The sequence below is a fragment of the Acinetobacter sp. 102 genome (assembly GCF_037028485.1).
Taxonomy (GTDB): Bacteria; Pseudomonadota; Gammaproteobacteria; order Pseudomonadales; family Moraxellaceae; genus Acinetobacter; species Acinetobacter higginsii.
In genome coordinates, this window is sequence record NZ_JAZEZK010000008.1 from 156,434 (window position 1) to 178,204 (window position 21,771).

34 protein-coding genes, 1 other RNA gene and 1 pseudogene are annotated in these 21,771 nt (G+C 41.0%); 14 read left to right on the plus strand and 22 right to left on the minus strand.

Features of this window, described 5'->3' with window-relative positions; all coding sequences use genetic code 11:
• Positions 1-6: 6 nt before the first annotated feature.
• The 5 genes from carB (at position 7) to WA352_RS10075 (ending at position 5,478) form a co-directional block, all read left to right on the plus strand.
• Positions 7-3,240, plus strand: coding sequence for a carbamoyl-phosphate synthase large subunit (carB, locus tag WA352_RS10055; protein WP_336142392.1), 3,234 nt, complete (start codon positions 7-9; stop codon positions 3,238-3,240).
• A 92-nt stretch (positions 3,241-3,332) separates the two neighbouring features.
• Positions 3,333-3,809, plus strand: a complete 477-nt coding sequence (gene greA / locus WA352_RS10060) for a transcription elongation factor GreA (RefSeq protein WP_004651928.1) — start codon at positions 3,333-3,335, stop codon at positions 3,807-3,809.
• 99 nt (positions 3,810-3,908) lie between these two features.
• A complete protein-coding gene (locus tag WA352_RS10065; protein WP_336142394.1) occupies positions 3,909-4,124 on the plus strand; it encodes a hypothetical protein in 216 nt (71 codons plus the stop codon).
• A gap of 60 nt (positions 4,125-4,184) precedes the next feature.
• Positions 4,185-4,805: a CatB-related O-acetyltransferase gene (locus WA352_RS10070; RefSeq protein ID WP_336142396.1), complete on the plus strand. Its 621-nt coding sequence runs from the start codon at positions 4,185-4,187 to the stop codon at positions 4,803-4,805.
• A gap of 235 nt (positions 4,806-5,040) precedes the next feature.
• Positions 5,041-5,478 (plus strand): universal stress protein, encoded by a 438-nt coding sequence (locus tag WA352_RS10075; RefSeq protein ID WP_004801609.1) that lies wholly within the window; start codon positions 5,041-5,043, stop codon positions 5,476-5,478.
• Positions 5,479-5,549: 71 nt separating this feature from the next.
• Here the strand turns inward: WA352_RS10075 and WA352_RS10080 are convergent, their stop codons facing one another.
• Entirely contained in the window at positions 5,550-6,062 is a 513-nt protein-coding gene (locus WA352_RS10080; RefSeq protein ID WP_336142398.1) for a hypothetical protein, read from the minus strand.
• A gap of 97 nt (positions 6,063-6,159) precedes the next feature.
• Entirely contained in the window at positions 6,160-6,480 is a 321-nt protein-coding gene (locus WA352_RS10085) for an MGMT family protein (RefSeq protein WP_336142401.1), read from the minus strand.
• Positions 6,481-6,570: 90 nt separating this feature from the next.
• Between WA352_RS10085 and WA352_RS10090 the strand changes: the two are divergent.
• Positions 6,571-6,750 (plus strand): annotated as a pseudogene (locus WA352_RS10090) (metalloprotease); the annotation flags it as partial.
• 138 nt (positions 6,751-6,888) lie between these two features.
• Here WA352_RS10090 and WA352_RS10095 read toward each other — a convergent pair.
• The 19 genes from WA352_RS10095 to WA352_RS10185 form a co-directional block, all read right to left on the minus strand.
• On the minus strand, positions 6,889-7,338 hold the full coding sequence (locus WA352_RS10095) for a Mor transcription activator family protein (protein ID WP_005203905.1): 450 nt from the start codon (positions 7,336-7,338) through the stop codon (positions 6,889-6,891).
• Between the two features lie 12 nt (positions 7,339-7,350).
• Positions 7,351-7,794, minus strand: coding sequence for a gp16 family protein (locus tag WA352_RS10100; protein ID WP_336142403.1), 444 nt, complete (start codon positions 7,792-7,794; stop codon positions 7,351-7,353).
• Positions 7,791-8,003, minus strand: coding sequence for a hypothetical protein (locus WA352_RS10105; RefSeq protein ID WP_336142404.1), 213 nt, complete (start codon positions 8,001-8,003; stop codon positions 7,791-7,793). The genes WA352_RS10100 and WA352_RS10105 overlap by 4 nt, the downstream gene beginning before the upstream one ends.
• Positions 8,003-8,230, minus strand: coding sequence for a hypothetical protein (locus WA352_RS10110; RefSeq protein WP_336142406.1), 228 nt, complete (start codon positions 8,228-8,230; stop codon positions 8,003-8,005). Before WA352_RS10110 ends, WA352_RS10105 begins: the two co-directional genes overlap by 1 nt.
• Positions 8,227-8,952, minus strand: a complete 726-nt coding sequence (locus WA352_RS10115; RefSeq protein ID WP_336142408.1) for a DUF2786 domain-containing protein — start codon at positions 8,950-8,952, stop codon at positions 8,227-8,229. The genes WA352_RS10110 and WA352_RS10115 overlap by 4 nt, the downstream gene beginning before the upstream one ends.
• Positions 8,953-9,021: 69 nt before the next feature.
• Positions 9,022-9,090, minus strand: an RNA gene (locus WA352_RS10120) — hammerhead ribozyme type II.
• Positions 9,090-9,275: a hypothetical protein gene (locus WA352_RS10125; RefSeq protein ID WP_336142409.1), complete on the minus strand. Its 186-nt coding sequence runs from the start codon at positions 9,273-9,275 to the stop codon at positions 9,090-9,092. The genes WA352_RS10120 and WA352_RS10125 overlap by 1 nt, the downstream gene beginning before the upstream one ends.
• Positions 9,276-9,548 carry an HU family DNA-binding protein gene (locus WA352_RS10130; protein WP_336142411.1) on the minus strand — a complete coding sequence of 91 codons (273 nt, stop codon included), beginning with the start codon at positions 9,546-9,548 and terminating at the stop codon, positions 9,276-9,278. It lies immediately after the preceding gene.
• Positions 9,549-9,554: 6 nt separating this feature from the next.
• A complete protein-coding gene (locus WA352_RS10135; protein ID WP_005203930.1) occupies positions 9,555-9,686 on the minus strand; it encodes a hypothetical protein in 132 nt (43 codons plus the stop codon).
• 10 nt (positions 9,687-9,696) lie between these two features.
• The gene (locus WA352_RS10140; RefSeq protein WP_005203932.1) at positions 9,697-10,314 is read right to left on the minus strand and encodes a DUF3164 family protein; all 618 of its coding nucleotides are present in this window, start codon (positions 10,312-10,314) and stop codon (positions 9,697-9,699) included.
• Complete coding sequence (locus WA352_RS10145) at positions 10,311-11,006, minus strand: hypothetical protein (RefSeq protein WP_005203934.1); 696 nt, start codon at positions 11,004-11,006, stop codon at positions 10,311-10,313. The genes WA352_RS10140 and WA352_RS10145 overlap by 4 nt, the downstream gene beginning before the upstream one ends.
• Positions 11,003-11,257, minus strand: a complete 255-nt coding sequence (locus WA352_RS10150) for a hypothetical protein (RefSeq protein WP_336142415.1) — start codon at positions 11,255-11,257, stop codon at positions 11,003-11,005. Before WA352_RS10150 ends, WA352_RS10145 begins: the two co-directional genes overlap by 4 nt.
• Positions 11,258-11,261: 4 nt before the next feature.
• Positions 11,262-11,474, minus strand: coding sequence for a TraR/DksA C4-type zinc finger protein (locus WA352_RS10155; RefSeq protein WP_336142417.1), 213 nt, complete (start codon positions 11,472-11,474; stop codon positions 11,262-11,264).
• A 98-nt stretch (positions 11,475-11,572) separates the two neighbouring features.
• Positions 11,573-12,757 (minus strand): ExeA family protein, encoded by a 1,185-nt coding sequence (locus WA352_RS10160; protein WP_336142418.1) that lies wholly within the window; start codon positions 12,755-12,757, stop codon positions 11,573-11,575.
• A gap of 2 nt (positions 12,758-12,759) precedes the next feature.
• Positions 12,760-14,526 carry a transposase family protein gene (locus WA352_RS10165; RefSeq protein ID WP_336142419.1) on the minus strand — a complete coding sequence of 589 codons (1,767 nt, stop codon included), beginning with the start codon at positions 14,524-14,526 and terminating at the stop codon, positions 12,760-12,762.
• A 3-nt stretch (positions 14,527-14,529) separates the two neighbouring features.
• Positions 14,530-15,435, minus strand: coding sequence for a DUF3102 domain-containing protein (locus WA352_RS10170; protein WP_336142421.1), 906 nt, complete (start codon positions 15,433-15,435; stop codon positions 14,530-14,532).
• 9 nt (positions 15,436-15,444) lie between these two features.
• A complete protein-coding gene (locus WA352_RS10175) occupies positions 15,445-15,735 on the minus strand; it encodes a helix-turn-helix domain-containing protein (RefSeq protein WP_336142423.1) in 291 nt (96 codons plus the stop codon).
• On the minus strand, positions 15,722-15,895 hold the full coding sequence (locus tag WA352_RS10180; protein ID WP_275573222.1) for a hypothetical protein: 174 nt from the start codon (positions 15,893-15,895) through the stop codon (positions 15,722-15,724). Before WA352_RS10180 ends, WA352_RS10175 begins: the two co-directional genes overlap by 14 nt.
• A gap of 43 nt (positions 15,896-15,938) precedes the next feature.
• Entirely contained in the window at positions 15,939-16,139 is a 201-nt protein-coding gene (locus WA352_RS10185; protein ID WP_241288966.1) for a DNA-binding protein, read from the minus strand.
• 99 nt (positions 16,140-16,238) lie between these two features.
• Here WA352_RS10185 and WA352_RS10190 point away from each other — a divergent pair, with 99 nt between their 5' ends.
• The 8 genes from WA352_RS10190 (at position 16,239) to WA352_RS10225 (ending at position 21,222) form a co-directional block, all read left to right on the plus strand.
• Positions 16,239-16,898: an XRE family transcriptional regulator gene (locus WA352_RS10190; RefSeq protein WP_241288964.1), complete on the plus strand. Its 660-nt coding sequence runs from the start codon at positions 16,239-16,241 to the stop codon at positions 16,896-16,898.
• 27 nt (positions 16,899-16,925) lie between these two features.
• Positions 16,926-17,396 carry a hypothetical protein gene (locus tag WA352_RS10195; RefSeq protein WP_336142429.1) on the plus strand — a complete coding sequence of 157 codons (471 nt, stop codon included), beginning with the start codon at positions 16,926-16,928 and terminating at the stop codon, positions 17,394-17,396.
• A 78-nt stretch (positions 17,397-17,474) separates the two neighbouring features.
• Complete coding sequence (locus tag WA352_RS10200) at positions 17,475-17,975, plus strand: glycoside hydrolase family 108 protein (protein WP_336142431.1); 501 nt, start codon at positions 17,475-17,477, stop codon at positions 17,973-17,975.
• The gene (locus WA352_RS10205) at positions 17,972-18,400 is read left to right on the plus strand and encodes a DUF7940 domain-containing protein (RefSeq protein ID WP_336142432.1); all 429 of its coding nucleotides are present in this window, start codon (positions 17,972-17,974) and stop codon (positions 18,398-18,400) included. The genes WA352_RS10200 and WA352_RS10205 overlap by 4 nt, the downstream gene beginning before the upstream one ends.
• On the plus strand, positions 18,400-18,705 hold the full coding sequence (locus tag WA352_RS10210; protein ID WP_005203955.1) for a hypothetical protein: 306 nt from the start codon (positions 18,400-18,402) through the stop codon (positions 18,703-18,705). The genes WA352_RS10205 and WA352_RS10210 overlap by 1 nt, the downstream gene beginning before the upstream one ends.
• Before the next feature lie 5 nt (positions 18,706-18,710).
• Entirely contained in the window at positions 18,711-19,004 is a 294-nt protein-coding gene (locus WA352_RS10215) for a VpaChn25_0724 family phage protein (RefSeq protein WP_336142433.1), read from the plus strand.
• 11 nt (positions 19,005-19,015) lie between these two features.
• Complete coding sequence (locus tag WA352_RS10220; RefSeq protein ID WP_336142434.1) at positions 19,016-19,582, plus strand: phage protein Gp27 family protein; 567 nt, start codon at positions 19,016-19,018, stop codon at positions 19,580-19,582.
• Positions 19,582-21,222, plus strand: coding sequence for a hypothetical protein (locus WA352_RS10225; protein WP_336142435.1), 1,641 nt, complete (start codon positions 19,582-19,584; stop codon positions 21,220-21,222). Before WA352_RS10220 ends, WA352_RS10225 begins: the two co-directional genes overlap by 1 nt.
• Here WA352_RS10225 and WA352_RS10230 read toward each other — a convergent pair.
• A complete protein-coding gene (locus WA352_RS10230) occupies positions 21,219-21,593 on the minus strand; it encodes a hypothetical protein (protein ID WP_336142437.1) in 375 nt (124 codons plus the stop codon). The genes WA352_RS10225 and WA352_RS10230 overlap by 4 nt on opposite strands.
• Between the last annotated feature and the right edge of the window lie 178 nt (positions 21,594-21,771).

The window sequence follows — 21,771 nt, forward strand, 5'->3', positions numbered from 1 at the left end:
CGAATAATGCCTAAACGTACGGATATTAAAAGCATCTTAATTATTGGTGCCGGTCCTATTGTCATTGGTCAAGCCTGCGAATTTGACTATTCTGGTGCGCAAGCATGTAAAGCGCTTCGTGAAGAAGGTTATCGCGTTATTTTGGTGAACTCTAACCCAGCGACCATTATGACTGACCCTGCAATGGCGGATGCGACCTATATCGAGCCAATCACTTGGCAGACAGTTGCACAAATCATTGAAAAAGAACGCCCAGATGCAGTCCTCCCAACCATGGGTGGTCAAACGGCATTGAACTGTGCCCTTGCGTTAGATGAGCACGGCGTTCTCGAAAAATATAATGTAGAACTAATTGGCGCATCAAAAGACGCGATTGAAAAAGCAGAAGATCGTAAACTGTTTGATATCGCAATGCGTAAAATTGGCTTGGAATGTCCAAAAGCAGCCATTGCAGAAACAATGGAAGAGGCTTTGGCAATCCAAGCAGGTTTTGGCTTCCCAGTCATCATCCGTCCATCATTCACGATGGGTGGCTCAGGTGGTGGTATTGCTTATAACCGCGAAGAATTCCTAGAAATCTGTGAACGTGGTTTCGATCTTTCTCCAACCAAACAATTATTGATTGATGAATCGTTAATTGGTTGGAAAGAATACGAGATGGAAGTTGTTCGTGACAAAAACGACAACTGTATCATCGTCTGTGCGATTGAAAACTTTGACCCAATGGGCGTACACACAGGTGACTCAATCACGGTTGCACCTGCGCAAACATTGACAGACAAAGAATATCAATTAATGCGTAATGCATCGGTTGCAGTTCTTCGTGAAATCGGTGTAGAGACTGGTGGTTCTAACGTTCAATTCGGTATTAACCCGAAAGACGGTCGTATGGTTGTGATCGAGATGAACCCACGTGTTTCTCGTTCATCTGCACTTGCATCTAAAGCAACAGGTTTTCCGATTGCGAAAATCGCAGCGAAACTTGCAGTCGGTTATACCCTTGATGAATTGAAAAACGACATCACTGGCGGTATTACACCAGCATCTTTCGAACCATCGATTGACTATGTTGTCACTAAGATTCCACGCTTTAACTTCGAAAAATTCCCACAAGCTGAGCCAGTACTAACGACTCAGATGAAATCTGTGGGCGAAGTGATGGCAATTGGTCGTAACTTCCAAGAATCTGTACAAAAAGCACTTCGTGGTCTTGAAGTGGGTGTTAGTGGCTTTGACGAGAAAGTTGAAGCTGGTACTGCCAATGCCAAAGACATTATCCTAAAAGAGCTTAAAGTTCCTGGTCCAGAGCGTATCTGGTATGTTGCCGATGCATTCCGTCATGGTTTCTCTTTAGATGACGTATTTGAAGCGACCAAGATCGACCGTTGGTTCTTGATCCAAATCGAAGACATCATTAAAACTGAAGCTCAAGTAAAAGCATTAGGTTTTGGTGACTTAAACGCTGACAATATCCGTTCATTCAAACGCAAAGGTTTATCTGACCTGCGTATTGCTGACTTGATGGGTATTTCACAAAAGCAATTCCGTAAGCAACGTTGGAACTTGGGTGTATATCCAGTTTACAAACGTGTTGATACTTGTGCAGCCGAGTTTGAATCGGGTACTGCTTACATGTATTCAACTTACGATGAAGAATGTGAAGCAAATCCATCAAACCGTGACAAGATCATGGTGATTGGTGGTGGTCCTAACCGTATTGGTCAAGGGATCGAGTTTGACTACTGCTGTGTACACGCTGCGCTTGCAATGCGTGAAGACGGTTATGAAACCATCATGGTGAACTGTAACCCTGAAACGGTTTCAACCGACTATGACACATCTGACCGTCTCTACTTCGAACCAGTAACACTTGAAGATGTACTTGAAATCGTACGTACCGAGAAGCCTAAAGGCGTGATCGTACAGTACGGTGGTCAAACACCTTTGAAATTGGCACGTGCTTTGGAAGAAGCAGGTACACCAATTATTGGTACATCTCCTGATGCGATTGACCGTGCAGAAGACCGTGAACGTTTCCAACAAATGATTCAACGTCTACAACTTCGTCAACCAAACAACAGCATTGTAAAATCTGCTGAAGAAGGTATTTCAGAAGCAGCTAAAGTGGGTTATCCACTGGTTGTTCGTCCATCTTATGTATTGGGTGGTCGTGCAATGGAAATCGTGTATAACGAAGAAGAACTTAAACGTTACCTTCGTGAAGCAGTACAAGCGTCGAATGAAGCCCCTGTCCTGCTTGACCGTTTCCTTGACGATGCAACTGAAGTTGACGTGGACTGCGTATCTGACGGTAAAGATGTTGTGATCGGTGGTATCATGCAGCACATTGAACAAGCCGGTATCCACTCAGGTGACTCAGCATGTTCGATCCCTCCTTACTCTCTTTCTCAAGAAGTTCAGGATGAGATGCGCCGTCAAACCGTTGCAATGGCAAAAGAACTTGGCGTAATCGGTTTGATGAACGTTCAGTTTGCTGTTAAAGGCAACGACATTTATGTCCTTGAAGTGAACCCACGTGCATCACGTACCGTTCCTTTCGTTTCTAAATGTATTGGTGACTCTTTAGCAAAAGTTGCGGCACGTTGTATGGCGGGTCAATCGTTGGAATCACAAGGTTTCACCAAAGAAATCATTCCAACACATTTTGCGGTTAAAGAAGCAGTATTCCCATTCGCTAAATTCCCTGGTGTAGATCCAATGCTTGGGCCTGAGATGAAATCTACAGGTGAAGTGATGGGCGTTGGTAAAACATTTGGCGAAGCATTCTATAAAGCGGTTCTTGGTTCTAACGAACGTTTACCAGGTTTACCAACTGAAGGCGAAGTGAAGCATGCATTCTTATCGGTTCGTGAATCAGATAAGAAATACATTGCCAACATCGCGAAACAGTTGATCGAGTATGGCTTTAAGCTTGTTGCAACCAATGGTACACATCGTGTATTAAAAGAAGCAGGCATTGAGTGCGAAGCCGTCAATAAAGTGACCGAAGGTCGCCCACATATTGTCGACCGCTTGAAAAATGGTGAAATTCATCTTATTGTCAACACAACTGAAGGCAAACAAGCTCAGTATGACTCTGCCATGATTCGTCGTGCTGCCCTCCAAGGCAAGGTGTATTACACCACGACAATTAACGGTGCAGAAGCAGTTTGCCAAGCATTTGCTGTGAAATTGCCAATGGATGTATACCGCTTGCAAGATTTACAAACTGTAGGTTAATTCTCTACCGATAAAGTCCCGTCACCTTATCGGTGGCGGGCTTTTTCTTTTTTTAATCCTGTATTTTCCCAACCAATTTAGAGGGGACCAGAATGCAACGTTATCCTATGACTCCCGAAGGCAAGGTTGCCTTAGAGAAAGAATTACAACAGCTCAAGACAGTGGATCGCCCACGTATCATCCAAGCGATTGCTGAAGCTCGTGAACACGGTGATTTAAAGGAAAATGCTGAATATCATGCTGCGCGTGAACAGCAAGGTTTCTGCGAAGGTCGTATTCAGGATATCGAAGGTAAACTGGGCGCAGTACAAGAAATTGATGTCAAAACACTTGAGCAAAATGGCCGTGTTGTCTTTGGCGTGACTGTAACTATTGAAAATCTTGATACCGAAGAACGTAAGACTTATAAAATCGTCGGTGATGATGAAGCAGATTTTAAAATCAATAAAATCTCAGTGAACTCACCGATTGCACGTGGTCTTTTAGGTAAGAACGAAGGCGACGAAGCAAAAATTCAAACACCGCAAGGTGAAGTTGAATACGAAATTGTGAGTGTGGAATATATCTAATTTATCCACCTGATTAAGCGATTAAAGAACTCTTCATCATTTGAAGAGTTCTTTTGTTTCAGGCATTCTATTTCTAAATACAATAAAATGAGATAAAGAATGCAAGATCGACTCATAAGTGCATTGATCTATGCGATTGCAGGAATTGTTCTGGGTATTGGGATTGCCATCACATGGGCATTTCATATGAATTCTACGACCAGCTCTGCGCTCATTATTTTTAATAAAGCTCTGCTTTGTGCAGTTCTAGGCTTTGTATTTCCCAATCAAATTCAACGTTTGTTTACTTGGCTTTGGAAATTTTTCTCCAACTAGCACTCTCTCCTGATATAAAAGCTATAATGTCACGGCTTTCTTTTAATATTTTGTCTAGATATGGATCCATTAATCAACTCACCTGTTAAACACTGGTGCGAGTTCGAATTTATTGCTAAAACAGTAAACAATCCAAATATCCATATCAAAGGCAATTACTCCTATTATTCAGCTTACTGGGATCAGGGTTTTGAACGCTGTGTGGTGCGTTATCTGCATGACAAAGCGGCTACACCTGAAAAGCCAATTGATCAACTACATATCGGTAACTTTGTCTGCTTTGGCGCGGAATGCGTGATTATGATGGGTGGCAATCAATTGCATCGCCCTGACTGGATCTCAACCTTCCCTTTTGATACACGTAGCTTTCAAGCTGCAGGTGATACTATTATTGCCGATGGTTGCTGGATTGGCAGCCGTGCCATGATCATGCAAGGCGTTAAATTGGGGGAAGGTGCTGTGGTGGCAACAGGTGCTGTAGTCACGCAAGATGTGCCACCCTATACGATTGTCGGAGGTGTCCCAGCCAAAGTCATCAAATATCGTTTTCCTGAACAAGACATTGAAAAATTGCTTGCTCTTAAACTTTATGATCTGGATGAAAAGCAGATTTTAAAAATACGTGAACAGTTGCAGACGGATGATGTAGAAGCCCTTCGCCAATACTTCGAGCAAAGTTAATCTAACTTTTTATAGATAAATCAGAGTTATATCCATATTCCTTTTTTATAGAAATTTCATGTAATTTAAATAAAATCTGCGCTTAACCATACTCATATAAATAATAACTATCCCTATAAAAATGCTAGGTTTTATTTATCCTCCAAGAGGGTTACTATAACAATATAGCTTGTAATTTAAACAATTTTTAAATACCTAATTCAATGCAAAATCATAAGTATAAGGAGTAACCAACATGGCTTATCAAAAAATCTTAGTGGCGATTGATGACTCTGAAATTGCGGCAAATGTCATTCGAGAAGCAGCTCAACTCGCAAAGGCTTTAAACAGTGAAATCACGGTTGCTGAAGTAATGACCTTAGATCCCTATCTCGCCGATGCCTATGTGCGTATGGGACAAAGCAATGATTTGATTGAACGTGTCAGAGGCTATGTTCAAGAGAATTTAACGAAAGCTGAGCAAAAGTTTGAAGAACATGGGCTTACCGTCGCCACTCAAGTCTTAGAAGGCTTTTCAGTCCATCAGGAAATTATTGGTGCGGCGCAAAACCTAGGTGCAGATCTGATTATTATGGGTTCTCATGGACGAACAGGTTTTAAACAATTTGTACTGGGTAGTGTGGCACAGAAAGTTTTAGCAGAAAGTCACATTCCAGTATTAATTGTGCGTTGATAATTTATATCAATCATTTAGAAATATTAAAAAAGCATGCTAAATATTTAGCATGCTTTTTTATTGTGTTATTACTGAGTATTTAATTGAATTGGTTTTGCTTTTTCTAAAACTTCTTCAGAAAGCACATTCGTAGAAATGATTGTTAATGATTGAGCATTAGCTTGAAGATTTTCTTTCTTTAAGTCATTTAAAACAACATTGGTATCTTTTGTATTTAAACTATACATCGCCCCAGTTGCAGGATCGATAATTAACAAGCCAATTATCCCACCAAATAAAATATTCCCGATATACCAGCCATTCATGCTCGGAGTAACTTTGATTTCTTTCTTTTCATAGCCTTCTTTTTCAAAGATAACCGTATATCTTTCAGGAACAAAGAAACCAGCGCCACGATTCAGACTCACGGTTATAGGTGCTTTTCCAACATGAATTTTCTTGCCATCACGATTTAAAATTGTAATATCACTAAGTTCTGGCGTACTTTGGAACGTCATGGTTTGTGTTTTACCTGAGATAATACTTGCACATCCAGATAAACTCAGTGCGACAACCCCGAAAATAACAGACAGTTTTTTCATTTAAATACCAAAATTATTTCAATGTAACTTTATGTATCCAAATTGTAAATAAACCGTAAGCTAATTTCAATATTAATTCTGATTCGTCCAAAACTATTTAAGGCTGCCAAGCAAATATTTTTAAACTCACCTTGCCATTTAATAAATACACCCCTTCCTGCTCTAATAAATGCTGTTGAACATTTTCACCTTTCTCATTAATTCGAGTCACACTGATTTTTCCTTGTGAATTAATCACACGATACCAAGGAATCTCACTGTCTTTATCTAAATGCTTAAGTACATAACCCACTAAACGCGGATGTTTAGGTAAACCGGCCAACTTGGCAATTTGTCCATAACTTGCCACTTTTCCATAAGGAATCAAGGCAATCACTTCTAAAATTTGTCGATGTAGTTCATTGGTATCTTGCACCATACAAGCTCCAAAAATCTGCTAAGATAATCAAAATCATGCGAAAAGCTAGCTTTACAATAATTAAAACGCGACCATTTGAGAGAACAAAAAATGCGGTTAAAAATCACTGCCCTGACGCTATTATGTCTGATCTTTAGTGCATCTTGTACCACTCAAAAAGCCCCGATAAAAAAATTACCCTATCAGTATCCGCTAGATGCAGACCATTTACCTGTGGTCAATGTCAGTTTTATTGTGACCAGCAATCGTCCAGAAGTAAAAGCCCTAGATGATACCTAATAATATAAATATATAAGAGTAACGAGATAATTGTGGGATTTGATGGGATTTAATGGGACTGAGTGGGATAAGTTTTGAAAAGGTTTTACATCCTATGAAATAGAAAAGCGGACTATTTGTCCGCTTATTTTATTCATCGAATAAGTCAAGATTGGGGTCTTCCTGAACATTAAGCTTCTCTTCAGAGTTTACGATACTGCGGATCGTCCGCAGTGTCACGCTGAATTTACGAGCAAGCTTTTCTTTTGACATTGTTGGTGCTTGTTCACGGATCGCTCTGTTGCGCATAGCAACAGTGATCGGTGTGCCCATTGGAATTTCAATGTGATCATTGCCAAGCTGATCTGCAAGCAACTGAAGCTTACTCAAGCCTATCACTTGCGCAAGCTCAGAATTTACGTTTAAAGCCTGACGAATTGGAATGTAGATTTTAGTACCACCGAAGGCATCAATTAAATTCAGCGCATTTTCGACCTTGATCAAACGTGCAATGAAGATGAAATTTTTAGGCATCAGGTTAATGATCTCATCGTCTGTGAAAACTTGCTGTGCATCGGTGATGTGCGGACGATAAGCCATGATCTATACCTCCTATACTTCCAAAGTAACACGCTCAATGCCGCAACGTTTGCACCACTGGCGTAAATGATTAATGATCATGTCTGCATGTTTACTACTTAAAAACTGTAATGCACTCACTTCAACACGGTTTTCAACAAATTGTGCCAGTGCCTTTTCACTGCCATTTTTAACGTGACCAGCTTCATGCAGTTGAAGCCATAAATGGCGGATTAATTTACTTTGTGAGTCGCTTGCCAAGTTTTTAATATCGTCTTTATTCTTAGGCTCAACAGAAAAGCCAAGTTGTTTTAAACGATCCAGCACAGCTTCAAGCTGCGCTGGAGTTAAAAGTTTAGAACTATCTTTACCTGTCGTACTTTTTAGAATGTCACGATATACATCATCGTCTAAACCGAGCTTTGTTTTTGCTACGTGAATGAGTTTGATCAAATTCAGTTTTTTATTGAATTTCATTGGTTATTCTCCTTATTTAAGGCATCAATCCAGTCCTGAGCACTTAGCATGTGTCGAATTGCTGTAGATAATTTCTGGTTTGCAATATCTACATAGGTTTTACAGGTTAGACCCTTACGGATTTCATCCTGACAATTACGCAACTCTGCTAGTGCTTCTTGAATTTCTTCTAAAGCGACTGTTGTGGTTTTATGGATTAATTTACTCATTACCAGAACACTCCTTTAGCTGCATCAGCAAGTCCAATCAAAGCCAGTGCTGCAAGACACAATGATGATCCAGCTTTAAGACTATAAGCTTTGCGTTCAAAGACTGTCTGACCAGAAATTTTTCGTGCAGACCATGCTTTTTTTGCTTCAGTACAGCAAGTCACCAAGCCGATTCCAAAAACAGCAAACAAAGCTAAGACGCTCAGGCAATTCATAATTTCTGTCATGAACTTGCTCCCAACTTTTCAAATTCTTGTCCACCATTCATGGCTTGATTGAGTTGGGCATCCTTTCCAGCTTGACAGCCAGCGTATAAATCTTTTTGGTAACGGTCAGCATTGGTATTAGTCTTTTTATTTCGATCCTTTGCCTCACCATCTTTAATCTTGCGTTTGCTTTGAATGTATTCATCAATTTGATTTAATTTATTTTCATTGGGTTTCAACGCAGATACCTGTTTTGTTGCCTCCAACACCCAACCTTCACAAAATAAATCAGCGCGTTTGATCTTATTGGTTTTGACTTTGACTCGGTTTAATTGAGTTGAAATATAATTTAGGCGTGACTTTTTTAATTGGCGATACAATACATCAAATGCATAAGATGCAATTTCTGGAGCTGGATCAAATCCAATGAAAAGCCAACGATGTACTTTCTTAAATCCCAATTGTGCGGTGATCTGAATGTCATGGTTTAGCAAGACTTTGCAATCCATAATTTTCGCTATTGAGTTTGCAAGTACGGCCTCAAAAACTGTTGGAGTTTTAGAACCACTACCTGATATAAAAGCTTCTTTAATGCCTAGTAGTTCGGCATCATCTGCATCAATATTATATTTTTCCATTAAAGCTTGAGCTTGGCGTAAAGCAGTAGCGGCTTCATGTTGATTGGCTGATTTACTCAATGCCAAGCACTTTTTAATTTTTTCGATAACTTCTGTTTTTTTCATACAATCTCTCCAAGGCTAAACTTTATTTCTTCAGGTAAATTTTCAAGTTCTTCGTGTGTCAACATGGTTTCCTCGCTGCTCGTCAGTACTGGATCACGACGACTGGCAGACACAGGCACGGATGCCTGTGTTTCGCTTTAAATGATTACTGGGGTTGCTTTAAAATCAGCATCAATAAAGTATTTGCGATCAGGATGTGCTTTGTCGTATTGAGGATCGGAGTCAATTAAAGCGTGAGCCAGCTCAAGCGCTTCCGCTTCATCTTTCGCTTCAACGACTAAATCAACGCCACTTCGATATGTGATTTCCACTTTAAATTTCATTTAGTTCACAGCCTCTTTAAGTGCTTTGCCTGCTTTGAAAGTTGGTGCTTTTGAAGCCGCAATTTGAATTTCTTCACCAGTCGCTGGATTGCGGCCAGTACGCGCAGCACGATCAGTAACTTTGAAAGTTCCGAAGCCTGTAAGGACGACTTGACCACCATTTGCCAAGGTATCAATGACACCTGTTTCAACTGCCTGAAGAGCAGCTGTTGCTTGAGTTTTTGAAATGCCAGCTGAAGCTGCGATGTGGTTGATAAGTTCTGATTTATTCATGGTGTATTAACCTTTTAAGTGAGTTGAACTAGCTGTCAGAATTGCAAAAAGCACATATAAAAATTCTGGCCAGCCTGTTGTGTGTAAACTTCCTGCGATAAATCCACAGGTAACAATTGCAATAGAAAGTTCTTTCATTGCTAAGCCTTTAAATGGATGCGATGTCGAGTGATAGTGGTAAGTACCCACCAGTTGCGTCATCACGGTTGTAAAAGCGTAAGTAAGCTTTGCTGCCGATAATGTTGATGCTGTCCGAAATGGCTTGCATTGCTTGCTTCCACTTGGGGTGATTGATTTCATGGCGTTTTAAACCGAGTACTTTGGCTGTGCTGATTTCTCCTTTTTTATCCACATTAAATGCGGCACTGATAATGACTTTAATTTCATCGCGGCTGCCTTCAGTCCATTCCTCAAGACACTGATCAATCAGTTCTTTAGCAGCCTGAAGACGCTCATCAAAGTTGATGGTCTGTGCGATATTGCGCTGGACTTTTAAACGTCCGTCATAGCTCATGAGAGTGACATTGCCTTTATTTCCACCAACAGTTACACCGTATTGGTCAGCTGAAATGGCGCAAAAATTGGCTACATCTTCAAAGCTTTGGATTTTGAAATCTTTCAAGAGTTCATGTAGTTCATTAACTTTTTCAAAAAGCTTGCGAACGGTTTGATCGCGCAATTTGTCAATTTCTTTGACGTTTGCTTCAGGAACAAATGCGCCTTGTGAGTTTTCCCAAAAGCCTTCTGGTTTGGTGTGAGTTGTCATTGTGTTGCTCCTTGAGTTGTTGGTTCTTGTGCTAATTCCGCAGCTTTTAAGCGGTCAAAGCATTGCTTGTGGGTTTCGCCATCACGTTTGTTTTGAGCGACATACGCAAATAGTTGCTCTTGTGGAATGTTTTTCAGTGAGCTTTGTTCGATCTCTTTGCGTTCGGCATTGGTTTTATTGATCAGTTCCGAAAGAGAGAAAGCTGGACGCTCATGCTTCTGGCGCTCATGCTCAGCTTGATCCGCTGCACGCTCAGATTCGGTTTTTGTGCGTGATAATCCATGGCGTGGAGTAGCATCTTGAGCTGGTACATATTCAGGTTTAAATGAAGTAATGACTTCATATAGATAGCCATGATTTTTGAGTGGTAGTTGCAGCTTGCCTTGATCTCGACGTTCTAACATTGTGGCGATTGCCCACACCCATGCAGCGCGAGGCGCTGGATAAGTGTGATGACCTCGTTTGATTTCCTTTGCAGTAATGTCAGGCGCAATTTCACTGATCAGTTTTGCTGTACGCTCAAAAGTCAGGTCGCGGCTTTCAGAGCGGAACATTGCCAAGTACTTGATCAATGGGTGCTGTAAATCACCAGTTACGCTGAGTGCTGAAACAAATGCTTTACTTGCATCACTATGACCAAGCAATGCATCAAGACTGCAAGTTGCTCCGCAAGCTGGGCATCTAGTTTTCATGCAGCAGCCCCTTGGAAATTTTTGATTAAAGCTTTGTGAATGGCTTGGATTGCTAAACATGCGCAATCCTCACCAGAGTCACCTGAGCAAGCTGCTTGCCACAGCTCAAAAAACTCAGGATCGTCTGAAAGGGCTTGAAGTTGATCCCACGACAAAGCATTTGGAATAACCGCATGTTTGCCATCAATTAAATGGTTCAAGTTCTTTTTGAACTCACCACGTTTTTCGGTATTGTCAGAGCTTTTTCTCATGGGCTTATCCTCGGAAATGTTTTTGTTTTAATTCGAGTGCAGTCTGGCAACCAATACATAAAGTCACGCTGCCTAGTCTGCGTCGTTGTTCGGGAATTTCAGTACCGCATTCCTCGCAATCGAAGTAGCTTGTAAATTCCACACGCTTTGCATTGTGTAAAGCGTGGTCAAGATCGGTTTGAGCAATATCTGCTGCGACATCTGCAAAATCAGCCATTACAACCTCCAATCACTGCAACAGTTACAGTGATTAATCCAATCCAAATCAAAAGGTTCAAAACCAGTAAATTTCTTAAATTAAATTTCATGATTTGATTAAACCTCCATCACTAGATCACCAGTGATCACTGGTGCACCTAACTCAGCCGCCACATTCATTGCACCTGTGATCAGGTTGCCAACTGCCAAAGGATATAAAAGGCTTTCATTTTGATTTTTACGCCCAACATTGCGAGTAAGTTTGGTGCAGATAGCATCCAGTCCAGATTCATCAATAAAGTCCTCAAGCTTGCGATCTACTGACTTGCAGCGGTGTTTGAGGTAATCAACTAGGCTGGTTTGTGTGAACGGCTCAAGCGTGACAATTTCACAACGCTGTACAACTTCTCGGACTTCTGGATTGTTCTCAGCAAGCTTGATTTTGAGTTCATCTTGACCAATCAAAATGATATTGATTAAAGGTGTGAAGCCATTTTCAAGTTCAAGGAATCGCTTAAGATGCTTTAGTGTTGGGATTGGTAGGCTTTGCGCTTCTTCGATGATCAAGACATGACGGTGCCCAGCACGCATGCTTTCTTTGAGTAGCTCATGGATTTGACGAAAGCGTGCTTCAGGCGAACGTTTTGCATTTGTACTTGGTGCTAAAGCTGCCAATATTGCTTCAGCAATATGAAGTGATTTTAGGGTTTTACCTTTAATGTCATTGTCTTCAGTCGCAAGCACATAAGGCTCAATTACAATGACTGGCTCACGCTCACGTTCAATGCGGTCAATTTGCCCACGACGTAAAGTTGACTTGCCTGATCCTGACTGACCGACAACTGCGATAAAGGAAGAGTTTCCTTTAATGACTTGCCACATTGATTCGCTAACATAATTAATGTCGGCATTGATGAATAATTCATCTGAACTACGGATGTTTTCAGTGAATGGATTCTTAAACAGCTTGAAGTGTTTCTTAGCTGCTGGTGTTAGAGTCTGTTTACGTAGTAGCATAAGTTGCTCGTCCTCTGATGGGTCTGCTGCACACTCACTGTCCAAGGCTTGGTCGTTATTGGTGTGAGTCTGTGCAGTAGTTAATGCTTGTGAAATTTGATCTGATGCAATTCCTTTAGCTTCTAAAAGCTCAATGAACTTTGACTGGAATTGGTCAGGGTTCTTTTTTGGTCGTTGACCGTGATTGACAAAAATATTGACCGTAGCTGTGCTGACTCCTAGTGGTTTACAGAGTGAGCTTTGGGCAACGTTGTGTTGTTTAAGCAGTTGTTTTAATTCGCTCATGATTACTCTCCAACCACACGTAATTTAGGTTTCGTGGATTCGTTTTGGATGCCTGCAATGATTTCTGGAATGACTTCCTGCGGCACTTCACCTGTAGGGAAGGATTTTTGAAGTGCCTTATAGTGGTCGTGTGTCCATAGATCACCGACAACGCCTCGAATTTGTTTTGCTGCTTGGATTAAATTGACTGGTGCAACTTGACGACGTTGATCAGGCGTAGTCATTTGCTCACCAGCTCGTGGCAAGTAATCTGGTACTACGGTTTGATTTACATCTGCCATCGGATCGATGATGTGAGAAAAAGCGCCTTTGCGTTGTTTGATGGCTTTTTCAACTTCTTCATCTGTGTTGACGTTGTATGCTTTTTGGCGAATTTCTTTCCGTACTTTGTCTAGTTGGCTGTCAGCTTTGGCACGTGGTGTTTCACCAATGACTGTCGCAGATTCATTCCAGCCACCAATTAAATCCATTTGATCAGGTTCAATGGTGTAGACCATTGGATTGCCATGTTCATCTGTACCTAACAGGTCAATGCAAGGCGCACGGAATGGATTCACCACCACATCAAATTTTGCTTTGACATGCACGCCCCATACATGACTTACGTCATATTCATATGAGCCATAACCGTTAATTGTGTGCTTAACACGTAAATTGCCTGTAACAGTTTTAGACTCTGGTTTGGTAGTGACTAGCTCTTTACATAGCTCAATTGGCGGAGCGATTCGTAATTTTTCAGGCTTAATTGTTTGCCATACTGCATTGCGTGTTTTACCCGTGCGAGAATGAACACTGGTCTCATTAAAATGAGCAGTCCATTTTGAGGCGAAGGCATTGAGTTGAGACAAGGTTGTGATCTTGTCTTTCATATACTTAATACGGCCTTCAAACTCGCATTCGATAATGTCTTGGTGCTTCTCAACTTGACCTTTGGCGCGTGCATTGCCTTTAGCGTGGTCAATAATTTGGATGTCCAAACGATCAAGTAAATTCGTAAATAAGCCACTGGTCATCGCACTACCTTTGTCGGTGTAGATGATCATTGGTACGCCATGCATAGGATTCCTATTGTCTCGACGCTGCATAGCATTCAACATAATGTTGATCAGGTTTTGAGCCGACTCACTTCCACGAACATATTCAAGGTAGACATTACCGCTGTAGTGATCCGTGATCACATAGCGAGTCACCATGTCTTTCTCAATGCGTTTTAGGTTTTCTGGCTTGTTTTTATTGAACTCGCTAGGGTGCATATCACGCACACCACCTTCTTTTGGAAGATAGAACAAAATGCAGGTTGATGCGTCCAACTGCCATACATGGTTTGGGTGCAAGCTACGTTGGTTTTGATGTGGTGTAGGCGCTTCAAGCATAGTCGGATGACAGAACTCTTGTTTCATGCGTCTGCCAATGGTTGCCGCACTCACATCGGGTGCAACACCATTTGCCTGTGCAATTTTTAAAGCTCCTTTGATGCTGGTTGTACGCTTACCATTTGCACGGGTTGCTTCATAAACCAAACCACCAATAAGCTTTGCTGTATCTGCGTCGACTACACTTTTACCTTTATCGCTTCGGGTTTTGCGACCAGTGGTGTAACCAATTGCCTTAAGTCGGCGATAAAGCTCATTACGGCCAATCGACAAAAATGCCGCTGCTTCAGAAACAATTTCATCCTTGCTGCCAAAACCTGAAGTCTCCAGTTTTTGCTTAACTTCCTTTAAATATTCGGCTTGCGCCAATTCAACAGTATCTATTTTGGCAGCCATGATTTAAGCCTCACTTCCTTGAAGCTCAGTGTTTAGAGTTTCATTTTCCAATAAGACTTCAGACAGCCAATCTGGTGTGACCATTTGTGCAAAGTCGATAGGTAGTCCAGCTTCATTGCAACGTTGAGCCATACTTTGGTAAGTCATACGGATATTTGCTTCGTATTGCTCGACTACAAATGAATCCATGCATGAATCAACAGCTGCGTTCATGTCTGCATTGAATTGGTTTGCTGCATCTAAAAACGTAAGCACTGCTTTTTGCATGAGTTGCAATGCCTGTTGGCGTAGCTGCTCAGCTTCAGTCGCTTCACGTTTTTGTATTTCAGGTGGGCTATAAGCTTTGGTGACTTTCTCATCAAGCTCATTTATTTTTTGATCTTTCTTCTGAATGATTTGATCTTTGGTTTGAAGAGATTGAGCTTTGTTCTCAGCATCTGCCTTTGCCTCACGTAAAGCTTTTTTTAACTCACGTACTGACATGGTTTCGATGCTGTCTAGAGAAACTTCACCAATGCTTCCACCTTGTTCAATGACATCAATGTCATCATCATCTAGAACCATCAACTCAAGCAATTTTGATCCGTTGCCTGATTTTTCTAAAAGCGACATCGATGTCGTTTTTGAAAATTTTAGGACAACAGACATAAAACGCTGTGCTGTGCGTTTGCTAATACCAAGCATTTCAATGCGTTTGGTAAACTCTCCATGTGGAGTGATTTCTTTTAGAATCAAAAGCCGTTTACCAAGCTCCAGCACTGCTTCAACTGAACGTTGTTGGTAAAAACGAATTTCATCTTCAAGTGCGCCAACTGTTAAAGCACCTTCATAGCCAAGAGATGTGGCTAAGCCACCAACTTTCTTTGCAAAATCAGAAGGAATGACTTCTGCTGCGTGTTCTAAATCCATGATGACCTCTTAAAAAACTCTAGTGCGTTGTTCAATTTCAGCAATACGTGCCTTTGCACGTTCTATTTCGGTGTCATGTGCCTTGGCGATCTGAACAACTGCCGTACCTAATGTGTATGAACCGTCTTCTTCTTGCTTGGCTAAGCCTTCAGCAACAAGGGTTTGTAATTGACGGTGAATCTGTGCTGGTGACTCGTCTAATTGTCTTGCAAGCTCTTGATTACTTACGCCTTGTAAGCTATGCCCACGTAAGGCTTTTAAAACTTTGAGAACTTTCGAGGCTGATTTAACGGTGCTCATGGCTTAGCTCCTTAGTCTCGTTGTTGTATTTGAGTGATGTGAGCTGTTGTTGAAGCGTTTGATTGTCTAGCTCTGCCATGAACCAACCGAAATAGCCGAAGACAATGACAAAGATCAAAATGTGCGTCAGAACCGTTTCTTTCTTTTCTTTTTGTGTCATCTCTTTTTCCTTGTGCAAAAATGTGCAAGAATGTGCGAAGTAACTAAACTGTGACTTTTGGTTGTGGTTTTAAACCCAGTGCAACAGCAATTTTATGAGCACGACCATAGTTGCCTTTAGATTGCCCATTTAAAACCTTGTAAACTTCTTGAGATGTGAAGCCATGTGTTTCTGCCCAAGTTGATACAGGAATGCCGTTATCCACGAACTCTTTCTTTACCTGTTCTGGAGTTTTAAGGTGCATGATTTGTTTCCTTGTGTGGCTTAAATAGATTTAAGTAGAACCATAAGGGATACATTAGTAACTAAAACGTTACCTGTCAATATATTTGGAGTGTTTTTTGTGACTATCGGGGCAAGACTTAAAGAAGAGCGCGAACGACTGGGATATACACAACCAGCATTTGCAGAGTTAGCGGGTACAACCAAGAAAAGCCAGATTGATTATGAGAAGGATTCAACTCAGCCTAAAGCTAGTTATTTAGCTTGTATTGCAGAGTTTGGTGCAGATATTCTTTACATAGTCACAGGAATGCGCTTACTAGAGGCAAAGAAGGAACTAAATAGTGACTTCTCTCATGAGTTTGATTTAGTGAATGTTTATGATGTTGCTATTTCAGCAGGACATGGATCAATTTGTTCTGGAGATGCTAAACCTATTAGTCGTTTGGCATTTAGAAAGGATTGGCTTACTAGGCATGGCTTCCATGCAAAAGATTTAATGATTGTTTATGCAACTGGCGACTCAATGTTTCCTACCATTCAGGACAAAGAACCATTGCTTATTAATACAATTGATAAATCTCTGAAAGATGGTTTTATCTATGTGATTCGTACAGGTGAGGATTTTTGGGTTAAGCGCATCCAGCGTCAATTGGACGGTTCATTGCTTTTGATTTCAGACAATAAAGCATATCCACCCATGCAACTTGATCTAAATGAAGCTTCTGATGTTGAGATTATGGGTAAATGGATTCCACCAAGTCGCGGCACTTTTTATTAATCTATAGAACTATATGGGAGGATAGGTGTGAATAAAGATTTTGAATGGTTAAAGTGGGTTGGACTTATTACTGTAATTTGCATCTTAGGTGCTTTTTATTATGTTAAGAAAAATAATACATCGAAAGTTAGTCATGAAAGCATTACCGACATGCAATCTGTAAATCTAAATCAGACAGAACAATTTATTAATCGTCTTGAGCAACTTATGGCGGACGATTCAAAAATAAACTTGGAGAACTTACCTGAAGTAACTGCACAAAGTCGCAAATACAATGCTCTAGTTGAGGAAGCTGAGAGAATTTATGGGATTATTGACCCATCCAATAATCTTAGATTTTGTACTTCAATGGCTTCCTTTGCGCGTGAATTATGGAGTGCAAAATATTCAAATGCTACTACTTCACAAGAGTATAAAGAGCAAACTCGGAAAATGTTTTTAGAGTCCTATAACCAATCTAAAGTAGATTGCTTAGCCGAAATTAAATCTAAACAATAAAATAAACGGAAGCCTTTCCGCCTAATATAAAAAGTACCAACTAGACAAACTAGCCTCATCATTTGATGAGGTTTTTTTGTGAACAAGACTTTTCAAACAGCACTAAAGCGAGTGCTTCAACATGAAGGTGGATATATTAATCATCCATCCGATCCTGGTGGTGAAACTAATTACGGTATCACCAAAGCAACAGCCAGAAATTATGGCTATACGGGGTCAATGAAAAATATCCCAATGTCTGTCGTAGAAAAAATCTATAAACAGCAATATTGGGATGCAATGAAATGTGATGACTTTGAATTTGCCATTGCGTTTCACATGTTTGATGCGGCTGTAAATCATGGATTGCTGAATGCACGCAAAATCATACAGCGTACAGTTAAGGTTAAAGATGATGGGATCATTGGTGCTGTAAGTATTGCAGCGATTCGCAAGACACCACAATGCCTATTCGTTTTCTCATTCCATGCTGAACGTATTTCTTTCTATACCAGAATCTCTACTTTCCCAACGTTTGGCAAAGGCTGGATGAGTCGAATGGTTGATAACCTTCGTTATGCAGCGGAGGATTTTTCATGAAAAAACCAAGCCGAAAAACTCCGCAATCAGTTAAAACACAACGCAGAATCGACGCTGCCGTTGACACTGCACTGGAACAGCAAAATCAAGCTTATTTGAAAGTAAAAGTGCGTGATGACATTGAAATTGAGCAGTTAAGAACTGAGCTTGAACAGGCATCAAAGCAGCCTACTCAAATTATTCCAGATTACACAGCTGGGATTTTTGAAGAGAAGCCACATACAGGCTTTTTAGTTAAAAACTCTCATACATTCTGGAAGTGGTTATCCACTTGGGCATTTGCAGCAATTGGCTATGTTTCAGTATATGGCGTGCCACCAGAAGTTATTGCTTTAGTCCCTGAAGCATCACAAAACAAAGTTACAGCAGCACTAGCTTTACTTGGCTTTGTTGGTCGCTTTATTAATCAAAGCCGAGGGAAATAATGCAGCCCAGCTATATCGTAATTGGTATTACTTTGATCAGCTTCCTTTTCAACTTTGGACTTGCGGTCTATGTCTTTATTTCCAATCGACAGGCTGCAAAAGATAAAGAGTTACAAGAAACAAAAGAGCGATTAAGTCGATTAGAAGAGCGTGTCAGCAACATGCCTGATCATCAAGTGATTAGTGATATGGCTGGTGATATGAAAGCCCTTAAAGAATCAGTAGCGGGGTTAAAAGACGTGATAGCCCCTTTAGCCAAGGCAGTAGATCGCGTTAATGATTATCTGCTGCACCACAAGGATTAATAATTATGAGCTTTGCAGATCATTTAAAAGAAGACATGCGCCTCGTTGTGTTGCGTTCATTATCTGAATTACCCACGTACCGCTCAAACTCGTCAGTATTGCATGCCTTTGTCACTCGTTATGGGCATAGCTTCAGCCGTGATCAGTTGCGTACTGAATTGCATTGGTTAGCTGAACAAGGCTTGCTGGTCATTGAAGAAAACTTGGATACGGTGCTTGTTGTGAAGCTCACCGAACGTGGAGCTGATGTTGCAAAAGGTTTTGTTGTTACTCATGGCGTAAAGCGCCCATCGGCATAATTGGGTGAAGCATGAGCAAATCTTTTATGCGCCATCTTACTGATGATCAACGCCAATTCATTTACAAGATGCTTGAGGAAGACAAGCTAACACTGAATGAAATGCTTGATGAAATTCGTGCTGAGTTTCCATCTGACTGTATTCCAAGTCGATCAGCATTAGGCCGTGAAAAGCAGAACTATATTGCCGAAGCTAAAGAGTTTAGGCAGATCGCTGCAATGTCTGAAGTCTTGGTCAAAGAGTTTGGCGAAGACCCTGACGACAAAGGCGGCATGTTATTGGCTCAGGCCGTCCAAGCTGTAGTCACTAAACGTGCAATGGATGAGTTGACCAACACAGGTGATGATCCACTTAAACCACAGATGGGCATTGATGATGTTGGTGCTTTGGCACGTGCTGCCCGTGCAGCCATTATGACTAAGTCAAAAGCAATGGAAAACCGTGATGAGATTCGGCGTCAAGCCCGTGAAGAACTTTTACGTGAACAAGATGAAAACCTACAAAAAGCGGCGGTTTCACAAGGTTTGGGTGCCGAGCAAATTCAATTCTGGCGTGAAAAAGTATTAGGTATTAAATAATGACAGCATTAAAGCCTCGGCAAGATACTGTACGAGTGGTTGATTGGGATGAACTTCCAGAAAGTGCACGCAATATCCCGAATAATCTAAATCCATTCGATGCTGGTGTTTTGATGAAGCACCAAGTTGAATGGCTGCGAATTAAGTCAGATATTAAAGTCTGCCCGAAAGGTCGACGTACAGGCATCACATTTGCCGAGAGTTTTGATGATGTATTACTTGCTGCTGCCAGCAAAGAAGCTGGTGGCATGAGTGTTTACTACATCGGTGACACAAAAGAAAAAGGTCTTGAGTTCATTGGTTACTGTGCCAAGTTCTCACGTGTAATTGCTGAAGCCCAAGGTCAAGGTTTTTCACAAATTGAAGAATTTCTTTTTGAAGATCAGAATGACAAAGGTGATACACGTCAGATCACGGCTTTCCGTATTCGATATTCAAGCGGTTTTCAGATTGTGGCTTTATCCAGTCGCCCTGAAAATATTCGTGGTCTGCAAGGTAAAGTGGTCATTGATGAGGCTGCATTCCATCCTAACGTGCAGGGTGTGATTGAAGCCGCCACAGCATTACTGATCTGGGGTGGTCGTATTGCCATCATTAGTTCGCACAATGGTAAAAATAATGCGTTCAACCAATTAGTGAATGATATTGAGAATGGTGTCTATGGTGAGGATGCTCAATCCATTGTAGTCACTTTTGATGATGCTGTTGCCAATGGTCTCTATGAGCGTGTTTGCTTTATGCAGGGAAAAAAAGCAACTGCTGAAGGTAAAGAGAAATGGTACAAAAAAATTCGTCGTGCATACGGGAGTCGCAAGGCTGCGATGCGTGAGGAACTTGATGCCATTCCACGCGATGGATCGTCTGTGTGTCTGCCTAGTATTTGGGTTGAACGAGCCATGCCTGAAGTACGTACTGTCTTACGATTAACGCTTGGTGATGACTTTACTGAAAAAACCCCTGATGAGCGTGATGCATACATTGATGAATGGATTCAACAGAACTTAGAGCCTGAACTGCAAAAACTAGATAAGCGCCGCCAGCATTGTGCTGGTCAAGACTATGCACGACATCGAGACTTTAGTTTTATTTTACCTTTCTATATTGCTCCAGATCTGCGTCGGATCGCACCCTTTGCCATTGAGATGCATAACGTGCCTGCTCGTATGCAGAAAAAAATCCTCTGGTATATGTTAGAGCGATTACCACGTTTTGGTGGGATTGCAATGGATGCAACGGGTACGGGTGAAACGCTGGCTGAAGATACAGCTGAGAAGTTTGGTGAGCACATGGTTCATCAAATTAAATTGAATCGGAACTGGTACGGACTGTGGACTCCAAAGCTAGTGACAGCATTTGAAGAGGATATGATTGATCTGCCAAGAGATGACAACCTTAAGAATGACTGCTCGGCTATTGAAGAGGTAGACGGCATTCACATGGTATCCAAGGCACGGAAAAAGGATTTAAAAGACCCTGATTTATACCGTCATGGTGATGGTGCGGTGGCAATGATCCTTGGATGGTTTGCCAGTCTGCACTTATCGAGTCCTATTGAGTTTATAGGACTTCCAACTCGTGAAGAATTGGAAGTGAATGCGGATCGCTATGATGATTGGTTTAGTGAGGCTGGTTGTATTTAAAAATTAGATTCAGTTATTAACTTGTGTAAGTATAAATTTTGATGGCCTATTCGACCAAAAAGTTGAAATTGGGTGATTGTAGCTAAAGCAAAAGTCTTAATTGCTTCTTCAATAACAATGGTTTCTTGATTCTTGTCTATTTTGTCATAACTATCATCTAGGAATGTATCAATAAAACATACACTTGATTTTGAGTCGTAAAATATTTTTGTTATGTAAGCTGTTAAATCAAGCTTAGAGAGTAAACGGCAAAACGCTAACATTTCATTTAATTCATCTTCATAGTCATAACGGCTCCAGATATGAATGCCATATTTGGTTTCATATTGACCATCACCAAGTGATTCTTCAATTTCATTTGATTTAAACATGGAAATTGTTCCGCCTTAAATACTGAAGATATAGGTTTCATAATTAAAAACGAGGTGACGGCTCCTTGCCCTACAAGAAACCGCCTCCTTTGGTAAGTGACTACCGCAGGCTTAGCCTCGTTACCCTGTACAGAGTAATTCGAGGCTATCAGAAAATGAAAAGCTTTTGCAGTAGGTG

Coding starts and splice junctions, on each gene's coding strand:
- carB (WP_336142392.1), top strand. CDS start 7: ATGCCTAAACGTACGGATATTAAAAGCATCTTAATTATTGGTGCCGGT.
- greA (WP_004651928.1), top strand. CDS start 3,333: ATGCAACGTTATCCTATGACTCCCGAAGGCAAGGTTGCCTTAGAGAAA.
- WA352_RS10065 (WP_336142394.1), top strand. CDS start 3,909: ATGCAAGATCGACTCATAAGTGCATTGATCTATGCGATTGCAGGAATT.
- WA352_RS10070 (WP_336142396.1), top strand. CDS start 4,185: ATGGATCCATTAATCAACTCACCTGTTAAACACTGGTGCGAGTTCGAA.
- WA352_RS10075 (WP_004801609.1), top strand. CDS start 5,041: ATGGCTTATCAAAAAATCTTAGTGGCGATTGATGACTCTGAAATTGCG.
- WA352_RS10080 (WP_336142398.1), bottom strand. CDS start 6,062: ATGAAAAAACTGTCTGTTATTTTCGGGGTTGTCGCACTGAGTTTATCT.
- WA352_RS10085 (WP_336142401.1), bottom strand. CDS start 6,480: ATGGTGCAAGATACCAATGAACTACATCGACAAATTTTAGAAGTGATT.
- WA352_RS10095 (WP_005203905.1), bottom strand. CDS start 7,338: ATGGCTTATCGTCCGCACATCACCGATGCACAGCAAGTTTTCACAGAC.
- WA352_RS10100 (WP_336142403.1), bottom strand. CDS start 7,794: ATGAAATTCAATAAAAAACTGAATTTGATCAAACTCATTCACGTAGCA.
- WA352_RS10105 (WP_336142404.1), bottom strand. CDS start 8,003: ATGAGTAAATTAATCCATAAAACCACAACAGTCGCTTTAGAAGAAATT.
- WA352_RS10110 (WP_336142406.1), bottom strand. CDS start 8,230: ATGACAGAAATTATGAATTGCCTGAGCGTCTTAGCTTTGTTTGCTGTT.
- WA352_RS10115 (WP_336142408.1), bottom strand. CDS start 8,952: ATGAAAAAAACAGAAGTTATCGAAAAAATTAAAAAGTGCTTGGCATTG.
- WA352_RS10125 (WP_336142409.1), bottom strand. CDS start 9,275: ATGAAATTTAAAGTGGAAATCACATATCGAAGTGGCGTTGATTTAGTC.
- WA352_RS10130 (WP_336142411.1), bottom strand. CDS start 9,548: ATGAATAAATCAGAACTTATCAACCACATCGCAGCTTCAGCTGGCATT.
- WA352_RS10135 (WP_005203930.1), bottom strand. CDS start 9,686: ATGAAAGAACTTTCTATTGCAATTGTTACCTGTGGATTTATCGCAGGA.
- WA352_RS10140 (WP_005203932.1), bottom strand. CDS start 10,314: ATGACAACTCACACCAAACCAGAAGGCTTTTGGGAAAACTCACAAGGC.
- WA352_RS10145 (WP_005203934.1), bottom strand. CDS start 11,006: ATGAAAACTAGATGCCCAGCTTGCGGAGCAACTTGCAGTCTTGATGCA.
- WA352_RS10150 (WP_336142415.1), bottom strand. CDS start 11,257: ATGAGAAAAAGCTCTGACAATACCGAAAAACGTGGTGAGTTCAAAAAG.
- WA352_RS10155 (WP_336142417.1), bottom strand. CDS start 11,474: ATGGCTGATTTTGCAGATGTCGCAGCAGATATTGCTCAAACCGATCTT.
- WA352_RS10160 (WP_336142418.1), bottom strand. CDS start 12,757: ATGAGCGAATTAAAACAACTGCTTAAACAACACAACGTTGCCCAAAGC.
- WA352_RS10165 (WP_336142419.1), bottom strand. CDS start 14,526: ATGGCTGCCAAAATAGATACTGTTGAATTGGCGCAAGCCGAATATTTA.
- WA352_RS10170 (WP_336142421.1), bottom strand. CDS start 15,435: ATGGATTTAGAACACGCAGCAGAAGTCATTCCTTCTGATTTTGCAAAG.
- WA352_RS10175 (WP_336142423.1), bottom strand. CDS start 15,735: ATGAGCACCGTTAAATCAGCCTCGAAAGTTCTCAAAGTTTTAAAAGCC.
- WA352_RS10180 (WP_275573222.1), bottom strand. CDS start 15,895: ATGACACAAAAAGAAAAGAAAGAAACGGTTCTGACGCACATTTTGATC.
- WA352_RS10185 (WP_241288966.1), bottom strand. CDS start 16,139: ATGCACCTTAAAACTCCAGAACAGGTAAAGAAAGAGTTCGTGGATAAC.
- WA352_RS10205 (WP_336142432.1), top strand. CDS start 17,972: ATGAAAAAACCAAGCCGAAAAACTCCGCAATCAGTTAAAACACAACGC.
- WA352_RS10210 (WP_005203955.1), top strand. CDS start 18,400: ATGCAGCCCAGCTATATCGTAATTGGTATTACTTTGATCAGCTTCCTT.
- WA352_RS10215 (WP_336142433.1), top strand. CDS start 18,711: ATGAGCTTTGCAGATCATTTAAAAGAAGACATGCGCCTCGTTGTGTTG.
- WA352_RS10220 (WP_336142434.1), top strand. CDS start 19,016: ATGAGCAAATCTTTTATGCGCCATCTTACTGATGATCAACGCCAATTC.
- WA352_RS10225 (WP_336142435.1), top strand. CDS start 19,582: ATGACAGCATTAAAGCCTCGGCAAGATACTGTACGAGTGGTTGATTGG.
- WA352_RS10230 (WP_336142437.1), bottom strand. CDS start 21,593: ATGTTTAAATCAAATGAAATTGAAGAATCACTTGGTGATGGTCAATAT.